Source organism: Curtobacterium sp. USHLN213, from assembly GCF_037144815.1.
Lineage (GTDB): Bacteria > Actinomycetota > Actinomycetes > Actinomycetales > Microbacteriaceae > Curtobacterium.
Window position 1 is genome coordinate 188,264 of sequence record NZ_JBBCYQ010000007.1, and the last position, 18,056, is coordinate 206,319.

An 18,056-nucleotide genomic window follows, 5' to 3' on the forward strand; every position below is an offset into this window, starting at 1 on the left:
CTTCGTCGAGGGCCGGCTCAGGCGCGGACGACGCCGTCGCGGGCGATGCGCTCGAGCTCGGTCACGACGGCGTCCACCACGGCGCGGGTGATCGCGTCGGCGACGGCCTCGACCAGGACGAGCTGCTCCGGAGCCACCGCGTGGGCGGTCGTCGCGGCGACCACGCGCGTCGGGATGGCCTCGATCGCGGCGACGAGCGACGCCGGGACGAACACGGGGCCCTGCGGCTCGACCGGGGCGGTCATCGGCGAGGTCGGCGCGGGGGCGAACGTGGCCCGGGAGATGGTCGGCGCGCTCGGAGCTGCCGGTGCCGCCGGAGCGGGGGTCGGCCGTTCGGCACGGCGGGCGATGGAGTCGAAGAGCGGCGTGGAGGACATGCTGCTTGCCTTCCGATCAGGTGGTCGGGCGTCCCGTTCTCGGGCGGGACGCGGTCGGAGTGTGCCCCTGGGCACGACTCCATTCAACCACCAGTATTTCAGATGTGCAATAGCATGTTTCGTGTATGCGCTCGTCAGTCGGGCTCGACCGCGGCCGTCGGATCGTCGCGTCTGAGGACCTGCCGCACCCGTTCGACGATCGTCGCCGGCGGGTTGTTGTAGGCGTTCGCGGGCTCCTGTCCGCTGAGCTCCTGGATCGCCGCCATCACGGCGTCCGTCGCGTGGCGACGAGCCCGGCCGGACGAGGCCTCTCCGAAGCCGGAGAGGTCGAGCGGCGTCCCGAACTCGACCGTGACCTTCGCGAGCTTCGGGACGCGCGACCCCACCGGCTGGACGTCCTGGGTACCGGTGAGGGCGACGGGCACCACGGGTGCACCACTCGTCAGGGCCAGCCAGGCCACTCCGGTGCGGCCCCGGTAGAGACGGCCGTCGAGGGACCGGGTGCCCTCGGGGTAGATCGCGAACGCATCGCCGGCCCGGAGCCGCTCGAGCCCGAGGTCGAGGGCCTCCTGCGCCGCCGAACCCGCACCCCGCTCGACACCGATCGCGCCGATGCCCTCGAAGAAGCCCCGCGTCACCGAGCCCCGGAAGCCCTTGCCCGTGAAGTACTCCTTCTTCGCGAGGAAGAACACCTTCCGTGGGGCGAGGAGGCCGATCGTCGGGGAGTCGATGAACGAGCGGTGGTTGCTCGCGAGGATCACCGGGCCACGCTTCGGGATGTTCTTCCGACCGATGATCCGCGGTCGCCAGATCATGCGAGCGAGCGGCGCCACGAAGGCACGGCTCAGCGTGGTGTACTTCGACGATCCGGACACACGGGCCTCCTCGTGACGGGAGTCTCCGAGTGTAGTGATCACGACCCCGATCGCATGCCCGCCACGGAATGTGTCGCGATCACTCGGCCGCGGCGACGACGCCGAGCACCGCACGGCCGTAGCGCTCGAGCTTCGCCCCGCCGACGCCGGAGATCTCGGCGAGCTGGTCTTCGTCCGACGGCTTCACCGCCGCGATGCCCCGCAGCGTCGCGTCGTTGAAGACCACGTACGCCGGGACGCCCTGTTCGCGGGCCTGGGCCGCACGCCAGGCGCGCAGGGCCTCGAACAGCCCGAGGGCTTCCTGCGGCATGTCCGTCACGACGGTCCGACGGTTGCGGGAGGCCCGGGGTGCCTTCACCGGGTCGCGCCGCATCCGGACCTGCACGCGGCCGCCGAGGACGTCGGCGCTCGTCGGACTCAGGACGACCGTGCCGAACCCGTCGCCGGACACCGCCGCGTAGCCCTGCGCGAGGAGCTGTCGGGCGACGGTGCGCCACTCCGCCTCGCCCAGGTCGCTGCCGATGCCGAACGTGGCGAGGGACTCGTGCCGGAGCTCCTGCACGCGGGGCGACTGCTTGCCGACGAGGATGTCCACGAGGTGCGAGACGCCGTACCGCTGCCCGCGTTCGCGGTCGAGCCGGACCACGGTGGAGAGGAACTTCTGCGCCGGGACCGTGCCGTCCCACGACTCGGGCGGGGCGATGCACGTGTCGCAGTTGCCGCACGCCGTGCTCTCCTGCCCGAAGTACGCGAGCAGTCGGACGCGCCGGCACTCGATGGTCTCGCACAGGGCGAGCATCGCGTCGAGGTGCGCGCTGAGCTGCCGCCGGTGCGCGGCGTCGCCCTCGGACTGGTCGATCATCCGGCGCTGCTGCACGACGTCGTTCAGCCCGTACGCCAGCCAGGCGGTCGAGGGGAGCCCGTCGCGCCCGGCACGACCGGTCTCCTGGTAGTAGCCCTCGACCGACTTCGGCAGGTCGAGGTGCGCCACGAACCGGACGTCCGGCTTGTCGATCCCCATGCCGAACGCGATGGTGGCGACCATCACGACGCCGTCCTCGCGCAGGAAGGCGGACTGGTTCCGTTCCCGCACCTTGGCGTCGAGACCGGCGTGGTAGGGCAGCGCCGGGATCCCCTGCTCGGACAGCGCGGCCGCGGTGCGCTCGACCGAGTTGCGGGAGAGGCAGTACACGATGCCGGCGTCGCCGCTGTGCTCGGTGCGGATGAAGGTGAGGAGCTGCTGCAGCGCCCCGGTCTTCGGTTCGATGCGGTACTGGATGTTCGGCCGGTCGAAGTCGGCGACGAAGTGCGCGGCGTCGTCGAGGCCGAGCCGGGCGGAGATCTCGCGGTGGGTCTGCGGCGTCGCGGTGGCGGTCAGGGCGATGCGCGGCACGGTCGGCCAGCGCTCGTGCAGGACGCTGAGCTCGAGGTAGTCCGGCCGGAAGTCGTGGCCCCACTGGGCGACGCAGTGCGCCTCGTCGATGGCGAACAAGGCGATCTGCGCGCGGTCGAGCAGTGCACGCGTGGACTCGAGCCGGAGTCGCTCGGGCGCGAGGTAGAGCATGTCGACCTCGCCCGAGACCACGGCGCGTTCGACTCGGGCACGTTCGTCCGGCCCCTGCGTGGAGTTGAGGAACGCGGCCTTGACGCCGTTCGCCGCGAGGGCGTCGACCTGGTCCTGCATGAGCGCGATGAGCGGCGACACGACCACGCCGACGCCGTCCCGCACGAGCGCCGGCACCTGGTAGCAGAGCGACTTGCCACCGCCGGTCGGCATGAGGACGAGTGCGTCGCCCCCGGTGACGACCCGGTCGATGATCGAGGCCTGTTCGCCCCGGAAGTCGTCGTACCCCCACACGCGGTGCAGGACGTCGAGCGCGGCGGCTCGGGAAGCAGACACGGCGGCGGGCGCGGGCGTGGTGCTCATGCCACGAGCCTACGGCCGACCGGCAACACCCACGGCGTTGTCCACAGGTGCTGCGTCCGCCCCGTCGGCCGAGCCGGCCGTCTCGTCGAGGCGGGCCGGGGCGCTCGCCCAGCCCGTGCCTCCTGGACCGAACCAGCGCCCGCCACCCGCCCAGACCGGTGTCGGACCACGGAACCGCGGTGCGGCCGCGCCCGCGAACCGGCGGTCGAGGTGGCGCCACCGCGCGAGCACCTCGACCATGCCCCAGTAGAGCAGCGAGGTACCGAGCGTGACGAGCCAGCCGCCGATGGTCCCGTTGGCGTCCTGCGACGAGAGGTCGATCCTCGACCAGCCCGGCGCCTGCAGCACGAAGATCATGATGTTGTTGAAGGCGTGCTGCAGCACGGTCGCCTCGAGGCCGCCGGTCCGCAGCACGATGATCGCGGCGATGAGGCCGAACGACCCGACGTCGAGGATGCCCCAGACGTTGTAGCCGTTCGGGATGTGCAGCAGGGCGAACACGACGGTCGACACCGCGACGGCGAGGACCGTGCCCACGATGCGGACCGGGATCCACGAGCCGATGGTCTGCATGAGGAAGCCGCGGAAGATGTACTCCTCCGCTGCGCCCTGGAACGGCACGAGCACGATGACGAGCACGAGCGTCGTGGTCAGCGTGCCGAGGGACACCGTCGACTGGCCGATCGCGGCGTGGTCCCACCCCAGGCCGCCGTCGAAGGTGAGCATCCCGAGCCCCTGGAAGCAGAACATGATCGCCGCGATGACGAGCGTCGGGATGAGACACCAGGCCGTCCAGCCCCAGCGCACCCGGAACCGTGTGGACGACAGGATCCCGGCGGGACCGACGCGCGCGATCTTCACCGCGAGCAGGATGCCCGGCAGCAGGACCACGAGGGACACGAGCGACAGCGACAGCACCACCGGGTCGGTAGGGTCGAGCGCCCCGCTCGCGAGGTCGTTCTGCAGGTCGATGACCCCCTGCGGTCCCCGGTTCGCGCCGATCGGCACGAAGTACGCGACGGCGATGATCACCTGCGAGACGAAGTACCAGCCGGCGAGGAACGCCAGCGCCACCAGCGGGCGCCACCACCTCCAGCGTGCGTCGACGCGGGGCAGGCGGTGGTAGGGAACGCTCACGCCACGCAGGCTACCGGGCCGGGCAGGATGGGAGCCGTGCTCACCGTCGTCCTCGGCCTGTCCGGCGCGCTCGTCTACGGGTTCGCCGACTTCCTCGGCGGCCTCGCGTCACGTCGTGTCCGTGCGGTGACGGTGGCCGCCGTCGCCGCGGCGGTCGGGATCGTGCCCCTGCTGGTCGGGCTCGTCGTGGTCGGGGGTGCGTTCGGTGCGGAGTCCGTCCTGTGGGGCGCGGTCGCGGGCGTGTCCGGAGGCGTCGGCGTCCTCCTCCTCTACCGCGCGCTGGCGATCGGCCCGATGAGCGTGCTCTCGCCGCTGACCGCCGTCTTCGCCGCCGTCGTGCCCGTCCTGGTGGCGGTGTTGCGCGGGACGGCGTTGTCGGGCCTCGCGGTGGTCGCGCTGGTGGTGGCGGTCCTCGCGGTGGTTCTGGTGGCATCGGTGCGGGACACCTCGGGTGCGCGGGTGACCGCGGTGGGGCTCGTGACGGCGGCCGTCGCAGGGTGCGGCTTCGGCGGGATCGTGCTCGCGTACGACATGACGCCGTCGGACTCGGGGGTCGTGCCGTTGGTCGTGTCGCGGGTGCTGCAGGCGGTGCTGCTCGGGACGGCGGCGGTCGTGGTGACGCGGCGGGCGGCGGTCACGGGGCGGGGCCCTGGAGGCGCGGCAGACCCCGCGAGGTCGGCCGACGCTCCGGGGTCTGCCGCGCCTCCCGGCATCCGTCGTGGCGGACGCTGGCCGGCCCGCCTGGTGTGGACGGTGGTCGCCTGCGGCGTCCTCGACGCCGCGGCGAACGTCTTCATCCAAGCGGGGCTGCACTCGAGTGAGGACCCGGCGACCCTGCCCGTGGTCAGCGTGCTCAACGCGCTGTACCCGATCGGGACGGTCGTGCTCGCCGGGATCGTGCTCCGGGAGCGGCTGACGCCCGTGCAGTGGGCCGGGATCGTGCTGGCGTTCGGCGCCGCGGTGGGGCTGGCGCTCGCGTAGGCCGGGCGCTGCGCCGCACTGGGCGAGTCTCGCCTGGGCGGACAGTTTCGTGCTCGCAGGGCTGCGAAACTGTCCGCGGAGCCGAGACTCGGGGCGGCCGGAGCGGGCGTCAGGCGTCGGGGATGAGCCGCTTGCCGAGCGAGACCGTGCGGTCGTCGGTGTAGCCGAGTGCCTCGTAGAAGCCGATGACCTGCTCGTTGCCGGCCCGGACCTGCAGGTTGAGCTTCGGGCAGCCGAGGTCCGTCAGCAGTCGCTCGAACTCCGCCATGAACGCGCGCCCGAGCCCCGAGCCCTGCAGGTCCGGCCGCACCGCCAGGTAGTTCACCCAGCCGCGGTGCCCGTCGAACCCGGCCATGCCCGCTCCCACGACCGGGTGGGCGGGGTCCTCGGCGTCCTCGGCGACCAGGAACAGCTCGGGCTGCACGGTCAGCTTGCGGGCGATGTCGCGGCGGGGGTCGTTCCACGGCCGGACGAGACCGCAGGCCTGCCACAGGGCGACGACGGCTTCTGTGTCGGCCGGGTCGAACCGGCGGAGGAGGTGCTGCATCACTTCACCGTAACGGTGCTGTGGACAACCTCGTCACGGGGTCGTCGTCGTGATCTGATAGACCTGTCCGACCACCCCATCCGGATCAGGAGCCCCGTGACCGCACACGAGACACTCCCGTCGCGCCGAGACCGCCGCGACGGTGCTGCCGGTGCTGCACGACGGGCACCGCGTCGCCGCCAGACCGTGGGTGGCGCCATCGTCTCGCTCATCGCCGAGCTGCTCATCATCGCGGGCGCCGGAACCGGGCTGTACGTGGTGTGGACGGCGTGGTGGACGGACGTCGTCGCGGTCAACGAGCAGACGAAGCTCGTCGACGGCCTCGGGCAGAAGGACGTCTCGGGGACCGGCACCGAGCACCGCGGGCCCGCTCCCGTGCTCGCCGAGCCACCGAACGTCACCGATGTCTTCGGCACGATGCAGATCCCCCGGTTCGGCAAGGACTACGAGCGCCCGATCGGCGAGGGCACCGACCGTGAGAAGGTCCTCAACACGATCGGCCTCGGCCACTACCAGGACACCGCGATGCCGGGCGCCGAGGGCAACTTCGCCGTCGCCGGGCACCGGGTGACCTACGGCAAGCCGCTCAACCAGATCGCCGAGCTCAAGACCGGCGACGACGTCGTCGTGCGGGTGACCGACGCGAAGACGAAGTTCGACGTCTGGTACGTCTACAAGGTCACCGACTCGCAGATCGTCACGCCCGACCACGTCGAGACCATCGCCCCGGTGCCGAACAAGCCCGGGGTCGAGCCGACGGCCGACGACCGCTGGCTGACCCTGACCGCGTGCCACCCGATGTGGTCGGCGAAGGAGCGGTACGTCACCCACGCCAAGCTCGACTACTGGATGCCCGCGTCGGAGGGCACCCCGAAGGAACTCTCGGAGACGTCGAAGTGATCTTCCCGTTCGTCTGGCGCATCCTGCCCGGCCCCGCGGCGCTCAAGGTGATCGAGTTGCTCGTGCTCCTCGCGGCGATCGTGTGGGTCCTGTTCACGTTCGTGTTCCCGTGGGTCGCTGCGGACATCCTGCCGCCGCCGGACGGCACGGTGGACGTGTCGCCGTCGCCCTGACGCGTGGGGTTGCGCAGCGTCCTGGATCCGCACCGTGCGAGGTTTCGCTGACGGTGGGACGTCGGGGGCCCCGCACCGAGCGCGGGACCTCGCACGGTGGCGCGGCGGGGGCGGGGCGGGTGCGTGCGCGGGCGCGAGCGCGAGCGCGAGCGCGGGGGCGGGCGCGGGCGCGGGCGCGGGCGCGGGCGCGGGCGCGGGCGCGGGCGCGGGCGCGGGCGCGGGCGCGTCAGACCGTGGTCGTCACCCGGGATCCGCCGTCGGACGTGCGCCGCACGGCGATGCGCTCCGGGATCCGCTGCTTGAGCTCCTCGACGTGACTGACGATCCCGACCTGACGGCCGCCCGCGGTCAGACGAGACAACTGCCCGATCACGTCGTCGAGCGTCTCGGGGTCGAGCGTGCCGAACCCCTCGTCGACGAACAGCGTGCCGAGGGAGACCCCGCCCGCCTCGGCCTGGACGACGTCGGCGAGACCGAGCGCGAGGCACAGCGACACCGTGAAGGTCTCGCCGCCGGACAGGCTGCGGGGGTCGCGCACGGTGTCGGTCGTCTGGTCGTGCACGGCGAGTGCGAGGCCCGTACGCCGTGCACGTGAGCCGGACTCCCGCTCGTCGGAGGTCTCGAGCGTGAACCGGCCCGCGAGCATCGCCCGCAACCGGTCGTTCGCCGCGGCGACGACGTCCTCGAACCGGCGCATGAGCACGTAGGTGCCGAGGGTGATCCCGGTGGGGTTGGCTGCTGCGACCCCCGCCGCGACGTCGGCGAGCCGCACCACGGCCCGACTGCGCGCAGAGGTGTCGTCGCGGGCACGGACCGCGGCGTCCAGCTCGGCTGCGCACCGTTCGGACGCGACGGCCTGGTCGACCGCCGACGTGGCCGCGCGGACGGCTGCCTCGGCCGCGGCTGCGGTGGCGTCCCGTGCTGCGCGGGCTCCGTCGAGGTCGAGTGCTGCCGGGTCGTCGTCGGCCGCAGCGACGACCGCCGGTTCGGCGAGTCCCGCGTCGACGACCGCCCGTGCCTGGTCGGCCCGGGCGACCTCGGCCCGGAGTGCTTCGGCGTCCGCTCGGTCGAGGACCCCGGCGCGGGCGTAGGCGACGTCGTCGAACCCCTGCTCGGCGAGGACCCGCTCCACCTCGGCCGCACGTTCGCGGACGTCGGCTGCTGCCGAGTCCGCGCGGCTGTCGGCCTGGAGCACCGCGTCGAGTCGACCGACGAGCGCGTCGAGCGACTCGACCCCCTGGCGCAGGGTCTCCGGCGCATCGTCGAGGTGTTCGGCCACGCGTTCGATCGCGGCCGACACCGCCGACTCGTCCTGCTCGAGGCGCTCGGCATCTGCTGCGGCTGCTCCGGCGAGGACGGCGCGTTCGGCGTCGACCTCGTTCCGCTGCCGTTCGAGGGTGCGCGTCCCCTCGTCGTGTGCGGCCCGCTGTTGTTCGAGGTCGCGCACGCGGACGGCTGCGTCGTGCGCCGCCGTGACGGCTGCGTCAGCCGCCGCCGCGAGGGCGTCGACGGTGTCGTCGTCGACGTCACCGAGGACCTGCACGAGCCGGGCGAGTTCGGCCCGTTCGAGTGCGAGGGCCGTCGCGGCGTCGCCGAGGGCTCGCTCGGCACGCCGGGCACGTTCGGCCGCGGCCTCGATCGCCTCGGTCGTGGGGTGGTCGTCCTGCGGTGTCGCGACGACCGGGTGCTCCGTCGCCCCGCACACCGGGCACGGGTCGCCCGGCAGGAGTGCGGCGCCGAGCTCTCCGGCGAGTCCGGCGATGCGGCGCTCCCGCAACTGCTGCTCGCCCCGGACGAGCTCGTGGGCGGTGGCGCGGGCGGCGACGACGGTCTGCTCGGCACCCTGCACGCGCCGTTCGGACGCGGCCCGGGCGACGAGGTCGGCCCGGAGTGCACGCACACGCTCGACCTCGAGCCGCGCGGCCTCGGACCCGGCGGCCAGCGCGGCGGCGGCCCGGGCGTCCTCGACGATGCGGGCGCGTTCGGCGGGGCGGGCATCGAGCGCCGTGTCGAGGTCGGCGAGGCGTTCGGTGAGCAGGGTTCCGCGAGCGACGGCGTCGGTGATCGCCTGACGCCTGCCGGGGAGCGCCTGCTCGAGGTCGATGCGGTGCCGGACCGCGGCGAGGCACTCGGTCACGGCGGTCCGCTGGTGGGCGAGGGCGTCTCGGTCGGTCGTCACGCCGTGCTGTGCGCGGAGGGCGTCCGCCGCCGCGGCGGCGTGGTCGGAGCGGGCGCGTGCGGCGTCGAGCCCGTCGGCGACGACCGCGACGCGGGCAGCGCGTTCGCCCGACGCCAGGCGCACGCGGGCCGCGGCGACCCCGTCGGCACCCGCGTCGAGTTCCGCACGACGTGCGACGAGGACGGCGCGGCGGTCGAGTGCGGCTGCGCGAGCAGTGACCGACTGCTCGTGCGCCGCCGCAGCAGCGGCCGCGTGCGACGCGGTGGCGCGAGCGGACTCGGCAGCGTCGGCGGTCGCTCGGAGTGCCGCGACGGTCTCGGGGACGTCGGACTCGTCCGGCTCGTCGACACCCGCGGCCTGGGCGAACCGGTTCAGGGCGTCGCGGACCCGGGCGTCGGCGCCCTCGACCTCGGCCAGGACGGCGCGACGGCGGACAGCGAGTTCGTCGGCCGTCCGGTCGTAGACCTGCGTGCCGAACAATGACTGCAGCAGCTTGCGGCGGTCTTCGCCGGGAGACCGCAGGAACCGGGCGAACTCGCCCTGGGGCAGGACGACGGTCTGCAGGAACTGCGCCTTGTCGAGGCCGATGATCCGGGCGATCTCGACCGCGACCTCGGGGATGCGCGAGGACATCGGCTCACCGGCCACGTCGGCCGGCCCGGCGAGGCGGAACAACTGCGCGGAGGCCTGCTGCTTCACGGTGCCGGTCCCCCGCTGCTTCGGGCGCTGGTACTGCGGCGTGCGTCGGACGCGGTAGACACCGGCACCGGTCTCGAACACGAGCTCGACGAAGGGCTCCACCGAGGGGTCGGCGTGCTGGCTGTGCAACCGGTCGTCGCTCGCGTCGGCACCGGCAAGTCCGCCGTAGAGGGCGAACACCACGGCGTCGATGATCGTCGACTTGCCGGAACCCGTCGGCCCTTCGAGCAGGAACACCCCGGAGGCGGCGAGCGCGGCGAAGTCGATCGACACGAGTTCCGGGTAGGGGCCGATCGCGCGGAGTTCGAGCCGGTGCAGGTACATCAGCGGTCCCCCTCGCGCTGGAGGGCCAGGGCAGCCGCTTCGTACGCCTCGGCCAGGATCGCGCGGTCGTCGTCGTCCGGCACGGTGCCGGTGGCGAACGACACGAAGTCGGCTGCCACCTCGACCGGGTCGGACGTCGCCGTCACCGCGCGGGCGGCGGCACGCTCGGCGCGGTCGGCCGGCTCGTGCGTGATGGCGAGGGCGTGGGGGAAGTGGTCCTTCACCCGGGCGTACATCCGTTCCGGGTGGACGGTGTCCGTCACGGCGACGCGGACCCAGGCGTCCGCCGCCGACCGGTGCGCCCCGGACTCGATCTCGTCGATCGTGGCCCGGACGTCGACGAGCCGCCGCGGCACGGGCGCCGGCACGAGCTCGGCCGTCACCTGCCCGGAGTCGTCGAGGTCGACGACCGTGACGGACTTCTGCTGGTGCCGCTCGCCGAACGAGAACGCGAGCGGCGAGCCCGCGTACCGCACGCGGTCGCCGTCCCCCACGCGCTGCGGCCCGTGCAGGTGCCCGAGCGCGACGTAGTCGATGCCGTCGAACACGGCACGCGCCACCCGGTCGACCCCGCCGACGCGGATGTCCTGCTCGCTGTCGCTCGGTTCGGTCCCGCCGACGAACGCGTGGGCGACGACGACGCTGCGCGTACCGGGCCGCTGGGCGAGATCGGCGCGGACGCGGTCCATCGCCGCACCGACGACGGCCTGGTGCGAGCGGGCGAGCGGCTCGTCGGGCACCGCCGCGAGGGCGTACCGGGTGAGGTCGGGGTGCAGGTACGGGATGCCGTACACCGCGACGGGCCCGTCGGCGTCGTCGACGAGGACCGGGGTGGCGATGCCTGCGGGCTCGGCGAGGATCCGCACCCGCGGGTCCATCACGCCGGCACCGAAGCCGAGTCGTGCGGCGGAGTCGTGGTTGCCCGGGGTGATGACGACCGTGGCCGTCTCGGCCAGCCGTTCGAGCACCCGGGACAGCATCCGGACGGCGTCGACCGGCGGGATGGCTCGGTCGTAGACGTCCCCGGCGACGACGACGAGGTCGACCGCACGCGCCCGTGCCTGGTCGACGAGCCAGTCGAGGAAGGCCGCCTGGTGCTCGAGCAGGTCGGCACCCAGCAGTGTGCGGCCGAGGTGCCAGTCGCCGGTGTGCAGGATGCGCATGCGGTCACGGTAGCGCCGGCCGGGGACATCGCCGGGTGCCCCGCGGCGACCTGTGGAGAACTCAGGCGCAACTGAGGTTGGTACCGATGAGGGCCGTCTGGATCCGGGCGGTCGCGGTGCTCGTCGACGTCCAGTTCCCGAGGTAGTTCACGCGGACGGTGACGGTGTACACCTGGCCGAGGTTGAGGAGACCGGAGCCGGCGACGCGCACGGGCGAGGTCGACTGGGTGGCGAGCGCGGTCGTCCCGTTCATCACGGAGAACGAGGTCGCGGCCGGCCCGCCGTAGGTGAAGCCGATGTTCACGGAGCCGTCGCCGTTCGGCGTGCAGGCGAGCGCGGTGGCCTGCGGGACGGTGAGAGCGCCGAACGAGGTGGACGTGACGGTGGTCCGCGACCACGGCCCGGCGACGGCCTCCGCCGGCAGGAGGAACCCGGCGCCGCCCGCGAGCACGAGGACGGCGGCCGCGCCGCCGAGACGGCGGAACCGACGCACTCGGCGGTCCGCGCGACGGCGGGTACGGCGGCTCGCGACGGCGGTGGGGGCGCTGGTCGGGGCCGTGGCGACGCGCGGGGCGGAGTCGACCCGCGCCTCCTGGCCGTCACCGTCACCGGCGCCGACGCCGACGCTGTCACCGCCGCCGACAGCGCCATCGTCACGGACACGGACGCCGCCAGCGCCAGCGCCACCGTCCGGCCCGCCACCCTCGTCGCGCGACGCATCCTCGTCCGACGAGCGCCCCGCCGGACCGACCAACCGCCGCAGCGATCCGTCGATCGTGCAGAGCGCGAGCACCGCGACCAGACCGAGTGCCAGCATCCCGACCTTGCCCCACTCCCCCGCCCGGAGCCAGACGATCGGCGCACCGACGAACGGGACCCGCAGGAACGCGACTCCGTGGACGGCCGAGGGTTCGACGGGCGTGGAGTCCTGCCGGGGGTTGGCATCGCCCTTCGTGACGATCGTGCCGCGCGGACCGTCCTCGACGTAGCGGTGCATGCGGAGGTGCCCGGGCTGGTCCGGGTCGTCGACGAGCAGGACCTTGCCCATCCGGACGTCCCCGGCCGACACCGGGCGGGAGACCACGACGTCGCCGGGGGTGAGCCGCGGCTCCATCGATCCGGTCATCACCGTCGTCGGCTGCCAGCCGATGACGGCGGGAGCAGCTGCCCAGAGCGCGAGCCCGAGCAGGGTCGCGACGACGCCGCGGGCGAGCGTGGCGACGACGACGCGCCCCCAGTCGACGGCGTCACGGAGCGCGTCGTGCGGCGTGGGACCGCCGTGCACTTCGATGCTGACCATGACTGCCTTCGACCGGGGGCGCGTTGTCGGACGGTGACGGACGGGCCCGCATCGGGCTCGGTCCCGGACGTCACGCGGTGGACACGGGAGCGTCGATCACGCTGCCGTGTCGCCGGCTCAGCTGTTCTGGGCCTCCCAGGTGAAGCCGAGGGCCGCGGTGCCGCCCTGCACGGTGTTCGGTGCGGTGCTCGAGACGGTGTAGGTGAAGCGGTAGACACGCGACTCCGAGCCGCTGCCGGTCGGGGCCCAGCTGCCGACACCCGTGGCGAAGTTGGTCGAGGCCGTGCCGAAGCCCGCGACGGTGCCGCTGTAGAGCGTGCCGTTGGTCGACGCCGCGGTGAAGCCGGTGCAGGAGCCGAAGCCGCCGCCCGTGCCCTGCTCGACGGTGAGGTTGATGTTCGACGCGAGGGCGTTCGTCGTGGCCGCGTTCGTGCCGTAGAGCTTCACGGTCGAGGGCAGCGTGCCGGTCGAGGTGACCGTGATGCAGTTCGCACCGGTCGAGCCGGGCTTGAGGCCGGTCGCGTTGAACAGCGCGGTGTTGTTGTCGTCGTCGGTGAGGGCGACGCTGCCGGCCGTCCAGTTGCTGGTCGGGTTGACCGTGGTGGCAGAGAAGGCCGAGTAGGACGCGGTCGAGACGACGACACCCGAGGCCACGAGAGCGGCGGGGATGGCGATCCAGGCGGCGAGACGCGCAGCGCGCGGGGAGACACGGGACATGACGGAGCTCCTGATCCAAAGGGGGCGCCGGGGTTCCGCGGTGGTTGGTCGCGACGGCGCCGTGGTTGCTACGACGATCAAGCTACTTGAGCGCCGTGTGGCTCACAAGGGAAGCTACACCCCCACAGTTGGGGGTACTTCAATCGGTGAGATACTTGTTCAATGAGCAGCACGACGGCATACCCGTGCCGTCCCGCCGATCGCGCAGGCGATCACCCTCCCGAGAAGAGCCGCCCGATGACGGACACCACCACCGCGCTCGCGCGACCCCTCGACGCCGCGCAGCTCCCCCCTGCCCCCGTGTCGCCGACCGTCAGCATCCCCGAGGTCGACCCGGACGGCGACGTCGCGAAGCTGATGACGGCGTTCCGCGTGCTGCAGATGCAGCACGCGCGCGTCCTGCACCACGAGAGCTCCACCCGCGGGCTGAACGCCACGGACGCCCGGTTCGTGTTCTTCCTCGCGTCCGCCGACGGCGAGGGCATCACGCCGAAGCAGGCCGGCGAGTACCTCGAGCTCTCCACGGGTGCCATGACGAGCCTGATCGACCGGCTCGAGAAGCGCGACCACATCGAGCGTCGTCCGAACCCCGACGACCGCCGCAGCATCCTCCTCCACCTCACCCCGTCCGGGTCCGAGGTGGCGCGCGAGATCGGTGCCGTCTACTCGTCGGCGTTCCGCGAGGTCATCGCTCCCGGCGACCGCGCCGGCCTCGCCGACGCCTTCGACCGGCTCGGCGCTGCGCTCGAACGCCACTCGCGATCGGTCTCCGTCGCGGGGACGATCGCCGGCCTGCAGCCGTGACGAACGGTGTCGGACACCGCGCGTAGCGTTGCCGGCATGACCCCCTCAGAACTCCTCATCGAAGCGTTCTCCCGCGTCCCCGCCACGGTCGAGCGCGCCGTCAGCGGGCTGTCGGAGGACCAGCTGGCCGCACGTCCGGCCGCCGGTGCGAACACCCTCGCCTGGCTCGCGTGGCACATCGCGCGCGGGCAGGACGCCCAGATCGCGGACCTCGCGGGCACCGAGCAGGTGTGGACGGCGGACGGCTGGGTGGAGCGGTTCGGACTGCCGTTCCCCGCCGAGGCGCTCGGCTACGGCATGTCGCGGGACGACGTCGGACGCGTCCGCGCCTCGGCAGCCCTGCTGGTCGACTACCTCCGCGCGGTGCACGACCGCACGGTCGCCTACGTCGGCACGCTCGAGCCGGCGGACTTCGACCCGGTGGTCGACGACGCGTGGGACCCGCCCGTCACGCGGGGCGCGCGGCTCGTCAGCATCCTCGACGACTGCACGCAGCATGCCGGGCAGGCCGGGTACGTGCGCGGGTTGCTCTTCTTCAACCGCTGACGCGGCGCATCGTGAGCAGGAATGGTCGGGTCGACGGCGGCGACCCGACCGCTTCTGCTCACCATGTGACGGACGGGAGGGGCGGGGGCCCCGGGGCCCCCCCCCCCCCGCCGCCCCCCCGCGGGGCCGGGGGGGGGGGGGGGGCCCCCCCGCCCCCCCCGCCTCCCGTCCTGCGTCTGCTCGCGACTACCGCGCGGCGAGCTCCGCGACGATCCCGTCACCGGGGGCGGCGTCGACGAGGTCCGCCTCGATCTCCGCGTGCTCGAGGATGCCCTCGATCTTGCGGCGACGGCTGCGCGGGACGATCGTGACGACGGTGCCCTCCTTGCCGGCACGCCCCGTGCGGCCCGAGCGGTGCATGTACGCCTTGTAGTCGTCGGGTGCGTCGGCCTGCACGACGAGCGACACGTCGTCCACGTGGATGCCACGGGCGGCGACGTCGGTCGCGACGAGCACGTTCACGCGGCCGCTCGTGAGGAGCTGCAGGTTGCGCTGCCGGCGCGACTGGTTCAGGTCGCCGTGGAGCGAGGTCGCGCGGATGCCGGCGTCCTCGAACTGGTCGGCGAGCCGCTCGGCGTAGGCGCGGGTGCGAGCGAACACGATGGTCTTGCCGGCGCCGGCAACGAGCTCCTCGAGGAGCTGGTCCTTCTGGCGCTGCTCGACCACGAGCACGCGGTGGTCGATCGTCGACGAGGCCTGGTCCTCACCGGCGACCTCGTGGACGGACGGCTCGTGCAGGAACTGCTCGACGAGCGACGCGACCTGGGCGTCGAGCGTCGCGCTGAACAGGAGCTTCTGGGCGCGGTTGCCCTCGGGGGTGACCTCGGCCGTGGCGGAGAGGATCTCCTGCACCGGCTCGAGGAACCCGAGGTCGCACATGTGGTCGGCCTCGTCGAGCACGGAGATGACGACCTCGCTGAGGTCGAGCGTCCCCTTGTTCATGAGGTCCTGCACGCGCCCCGGGGTGCCGACGATGATGTCGACGCCACGCTCGAGCGCACCGACCTGGCGGCCGTACGGGACGCCGCCGTAGATCTGCGTCGTGAAGAGGCCCACCGAGCGGGCGATCGGCTGCACGGTGCGGTCGATCTGCAGGGCGAGCTCACGGGTCGGCGCGAGGATGAGCGCACGCGGGGCGCGGCCCATCTTGCGCTTCGTGCCGCCGCCGTTCTCCATGAGCTTCTCGACGAGCGGGGCGCCGAAGGCGATCGTCTTGCCGGAGCCCGTGCGGCCGCGGCCGAGCACGTCCTTGCCCGCGATCACGTCGGGGATCGTCGCTGCCTGGATCGGGAACGGGCTCGTGGCGCCGAGTTCGGCCAGGGCGCGGGAGATGTTGCCGCCGATGCCGAGGTCGGCGAAGGTCACGCCCTCGACGTCGGCCGCGAGGGTCGCCTCGGCCTGGAGCTTCTCGAGCTTGACGTCGTCGGCGGGGACGAAGGGCTTGCGCTCGGTGTCGTCGCGGTCGAAGCGGCGCGGGGCGCGGTCGTCGCGGTCGAAGTTCCGGCGCGGACGGTCGTCGGCGTCACGGCGGGGCGCACGATCGTCGCGGTCGAAGCGGCGCGGGGCGCGGTCGTCGTCACGACGGGGCGCACGATCGTCGCGGTCGAAGCGACGGGGAGCGCGGTCGTCGCGGTCGAAGTTCCGGCGCGGACGGTCGTCGGCGTCACGGCGGGGCGCACGATCGTCGCGGTCGAACCGGCGGGGCGCGCGGTCGTCACGGTCGAAGTTCCGGCGCGGACGATCGTCGTTGTCACGACGGGGCGCACGGTCGTCACGGTCGAACCGGCGCGGAGCGCGGTCGTCGTCACGACGGGGAGCGCGGTCGTCGCGGTCGAAGCGACGCGGGGCACGATCGTCGCGGTCGAAGCGACGCGGGGCACGGTCGTCGCGGTCGAAGCGACGCGGGGCACGGTCGTCGCGGTCGAACGAGCGACGCGGACGGTCGTCGTTGTTGTCACGACGGGGCGCACGGTCGTCGCGGTCGAAGCGACGGGGAGCGCGGTCATCGCGGTCGAAGCGACGGCCGCCACGGTCATCACGCTGCGGGCGGCCCTGGCCACCGTCGCGCGGCTCCCAGTTCGGACGGCTCGGGCGCTCGCCCTGCGCCGCACGGCCGCGACGCTCCTCGGCGTCCCAACGCTGCTTCTGCCGCGGAGCGGACGGGTCGGCGGCGCGGAAACCGCGGTGCTTGCTGCTGCGAGCGGCGGGGGTGCCGTTCGGGTGACGGACACGGTCGGAGGCGCGGTTGTCCGCGCCGCCCTTGTTGTACGGGGCCATGGCTACTTTCTCGGGGTGCAGACGTACCGCAGCGCCCGGCAGCGACATCGGCGGGGGCTTGCGTGCGGAGAGGGGGTTCTTCCCGTCGCGGATCGACGTGAATCCAGCCCTCGAGCAACACACACCCAAACGAAAACTCCGTGATCGCAATGTCACGGCGTCGAAGGCCGACCGAGTGAGTCTACGCGATCGGACCGTCGCTGGCCAGCCCACCGCCGGGCCGGGGCTGCGAGGCGGGGGCGATCCGTGCCTCCTGGACCGTTCGCGGGTCAGGACTCGGCGAGCCGCTGCCGCTGCTCGGCCACGTCGAAGTCCGCTGCGGGCCAGGTGAGCTGCATGTCCTCGAGCGTGCGGAGCAGGAGCTGCTGCACGGCGAGCCGGGCGTACCACTTGCGGTTCGCCGGGATGACGTACCAGGGGTTCGTCGCGGTCGAGGTGCGGTCGAACACCGTCTGGTACGCGTCCTGGTAGTCGTCCCAGAGCAGGCGCTCGTCGATGTCGCCGGGGTTGAACTTCCAGTGCTTGTCGGGTCGGTCGAGGCGCTCACCGAGTCGTTCGCGCTGCTCGTCCTTCGAGATGTGGAGCATCACCTTGACGAGGCTCGTGCCCGACGCGGCAAGCTGGTCCTCGAAGTCGACGATGGCTCCGTAGCGGCGCTCGATCTCCTCCGGCGGGGCGAACGCGCGGACCTTCTGGATGAGGACGTCCTCGTAGTGGGAGCGGTCGAAGACGCCGAGCTGGCCGGCGCCCGGGAGCTGTCGCTCGATGCGCCAGAGGAAGTCGTGCTCGCGTTCCTCGGCGTTCGGCGCCTTGAAGCCGGCGTAGTGCACGCCGTTCGGGTCCACCGCGCCGACGACGTGCGAGACGATCCCGCCCTTGCCCGCGGTGTCCATCGCCTGGAGCACGAGGAGCACGCGGCGCTGGTCACCGGCGGTCGAGGCGGCCCAGAGTCGCTCCTGCAGCGCGGACAGTCGGGAGGCCCCGGCGGCGAGCGCCTCGAGCCCGTCGATCTTCCGCCCCGGGAAGCCCGGGGTGCCGTCGGGGTCGACCCGGTCGAGGCGGAACCCCTCCTCGACGCGGAGCAGTGGTTCGGGGTCGGCGTTCCAGGCCTTGCGACGGCTCACGGGTCC

Annotated in this window: 16 protein-coding genes; 5 read left to right on the forward strand and 11 right to left on the reverse strand. The window is 73.0% G+C overall.

The window, feature by feature from the left end; translation table 11 throughout:
• Nucleotides 1-17: 17 nt before the first annotated feature.
• The 4 genes from WFH25_RS11705 to WFH25_RS11720 form a co-directional block, all read right to left on the reverse strand.
• On the reverse strand, nt 18-377 hold the full coding sequence (locus WFH25_RS11705) for a hypothetical protein (protein ID WP_336697800.1): 360 nt from the start codon (nt 375-377) through the stop codon (nt 18-20).
• Nucleotides 378-511: 134 nt separating this feature from the next.
• Nucleotides 512-1,252 (reverse strand): lysophospholipid acyltransferase family protein, encoded by a 741-nt coding sequence (locus WFH25_RS11710; RefSeq protein WP_070416975.1) that lies wholly within the window; start codon nt 1,250-1,252, stop codon nt 512-514.
• Nucleotides 1,253-1,331: 79 nt separating this feature from the next.
• Nucleotides 1,332-3,179: a DNA helicase RecQ gene (recQ, locus tag WFH25_RS11715; RefSeq protein ID WP_336697801.1), complete on the reverse strand. Its 1,848-nt coding sequence runs from the start codon at nt 3,177-3,179 to the stop codon at nt 1,332-1,334.
• A gap of 9 nt (nt 3,180-3,188) precedes the next feature.
• Complete coding sequence (locus WFH25_RS11720; protein WP_336697802.1) at nt 3,189-4,316, reverse strand: CPBP family intramembrane glutamic endopeptidase; 1,128 nt, start codon at nt 4,314-4,316, stop codon at nt 3,189-3,191.
• A gap of 36 nt (nt 4,317-4,352) precedes the next feature.
• Between WFH25_RS11720 and WFH25_RS11725 the strand changes: the two genes are divergently transcribed.
• A complete protein-coding gene (locus WFH25_RS11725; RefSeq protein ID WP_336697803.1) occupies nt 4,353-5,297 on the forward strand; it encodes an EamA family transporter in 945 nt (314 codons plus the stop codon).
• A gap of 109 nt (nt 5,298-5,406) precedes the next feature.
• On the opposite strand, the gene WFH25_RS11730 is transcribed toward WFH25_RS11725, so the two are convergent.
• Nucleotides 5,407-5,844, reverse strand: coding sequence for a GNAT family acetyltransferase (locus tag WFH25_RS11730; RefSeq protein WP_336697804.1), 438 nt, complete (start codon nt 5,842-5,844; stop codon nt 5,407-5,409).
• Between the two features lie 96 nt (nt 5,845-5,940).
• Between WFH25_RS11730 and WFH25_RS11735 the strand changes: the two genes are divergently transcribed.
• Both WFH25_RS11735 and WFH25_RS11740 read left to right on the forward strand, forming a co-directional pair.
• Nucleotides 5,941-6,744 (forward strand): class E sortase, encoded by an 804-nt coding sequence (locus WFH25_RS11735; protein WP_229087447.1) that lies wholly within the window; start codon nt 5,941-5,943, stop codon nt 6,742-6,744.
• Nucleotides 6,741-6,917, forward strand: a complete 177-nt coding sequence (locus WFH25_RS11740; protein WP_156794771.1) for a hypothetical protein — start codon at nt 6,741-6,743, stop codon at nt 6,915-6,917. Before WFH25_RS11735 ends, WFH25_RS11740 begins: the two co-directional genes overlap by 4 nt.
• Nucleotides 6,918-7,143: 226 nt before the next feature.
• On the opposite strand, the gene WFH25_RS11745 is transcribed toward WFH25_RS11740, so the two are convergent.
• The 4 genes from WFH25_RS11745 to WFH25_RS11760 form a co-directional block, all read right to left on the reverse strand.
• Nucleotides 7,144-10,119 carry an SMC family ATPase gene (locus WFH25_RS11745; protein ID WP_336697805.1) on the reverse strand — a complete coding sequence of 992 codons (2,976 nt, stop codon included), beginning with the start codon at nt 10,117-10,119 and terminating at the stop codon, nt 7,144-7,146.
• Nucleotides 10,119-11,282, reverse strand: coding sequence for a metallophosphoesterase family protein (locus WFH25_RS11750; RefSeq protein ID WP_336697806.1), 1,164 nt, complete (start codon nt 11,280-11,282; stop codon nt 10,119-10,121). The genes WFH25_RS11745 and WFH25_RS11750 overlap by 1 nt, the downstream gene beginning before the upstream one ends.
• Nucleotides 11,283-11,343: 61 nt before the next feature.
• Nucleotides 11,344-12,582 carry a S24/S26 family peptidase gene (locus WFH25_RS11755; protein WP_336697807.1) on the reverse strand — a complete coding sequence of 413 codons (1,239 nt, stop codon included), beginning with the start codon at nt 12,580-12,582 and terminating at the stop codon, nt 11,344-11,346.
• Between the two features lie 117 nt (nt 12,583-12,699).
• Nucleotides 12,700-13,299: a hypothetical protein gene (locus tag WFH25_RS11760; protein ID WP_336697808.1), complete on the reverse strand. Its 600-nt coding sequence runs from the start codon at nt 13,297-13,299 to the stop codon at nt 12,700-12,702.
• A gap of 237 nt (nt 13,300-13,536) precedes the next feature.
• On the opposite strand from WFH25_RS11760, the gene WFH25_RS11765 reads away from it, so the two are divergent.
• Together WFH25_RS11765 and WFH25_RS11770 are read left to right on the forward strand one after the other, a co-directional pair.
• The gene (locus tag WFH25_RS11765) at nt 13,537-14,103 is read left to right on the forward strand and encodes a MarR family winged helix-turn-helix transcriptional regulator (protein ID WP_175495975.1); all 567 of its coding nucleotides are present in this window, start codon (nt 13,537-13,539) and stop codon (nt 14,101-14,103) included.
• 36 nt (nt 14,104-14,139) lie between these two features.
• On the forward strand, nt 14,140-14,649 hold the full coding sequence (locus WFH25_RS11770) for a mycothiol transferase (protein WP_261647022.1): 510 nt from the start codon (nt 14,140-14,142) through the stop codon (nt 14,647-14,649).
• Nucleotides 14,650-14,835: 186 nt separating this feature from the next.
• Here WFH25_RS11770 and WFH25_RS11775 read toward each other — a convergent pair whose 3' ends face one another.
• Nucleotides 14,836-16,926 carry a DEAD/DEAH box helicase gene (locus WFH25_RS11775; RefSeq protein ID WP_336697809.1) on the reverse strand — a complete coding sequence of 697 codons (2,091 nt, stop codon included), beginning with the start codon at nt 16,924-16,926 and terminating at the stop codon, nt 14,836-14,838.
• Nucleotides 16,927-17,195: 269 nt separating this feature from the next.
• Nucleotides 17,196-18,050 (reverse strand): PPK2 family polyphosphate kinase, encoded by an 855-nt coding sequence (locus tag WFH25_RS11780; RefSeq protein ID WP_336697810.1) that lies wholly within the window; start codon nt 18,048-18,050, stop codon nt 17,196-17,198.
• Nucleotides 18,051-18,056 lie beyond the last annotated feature (6 nt).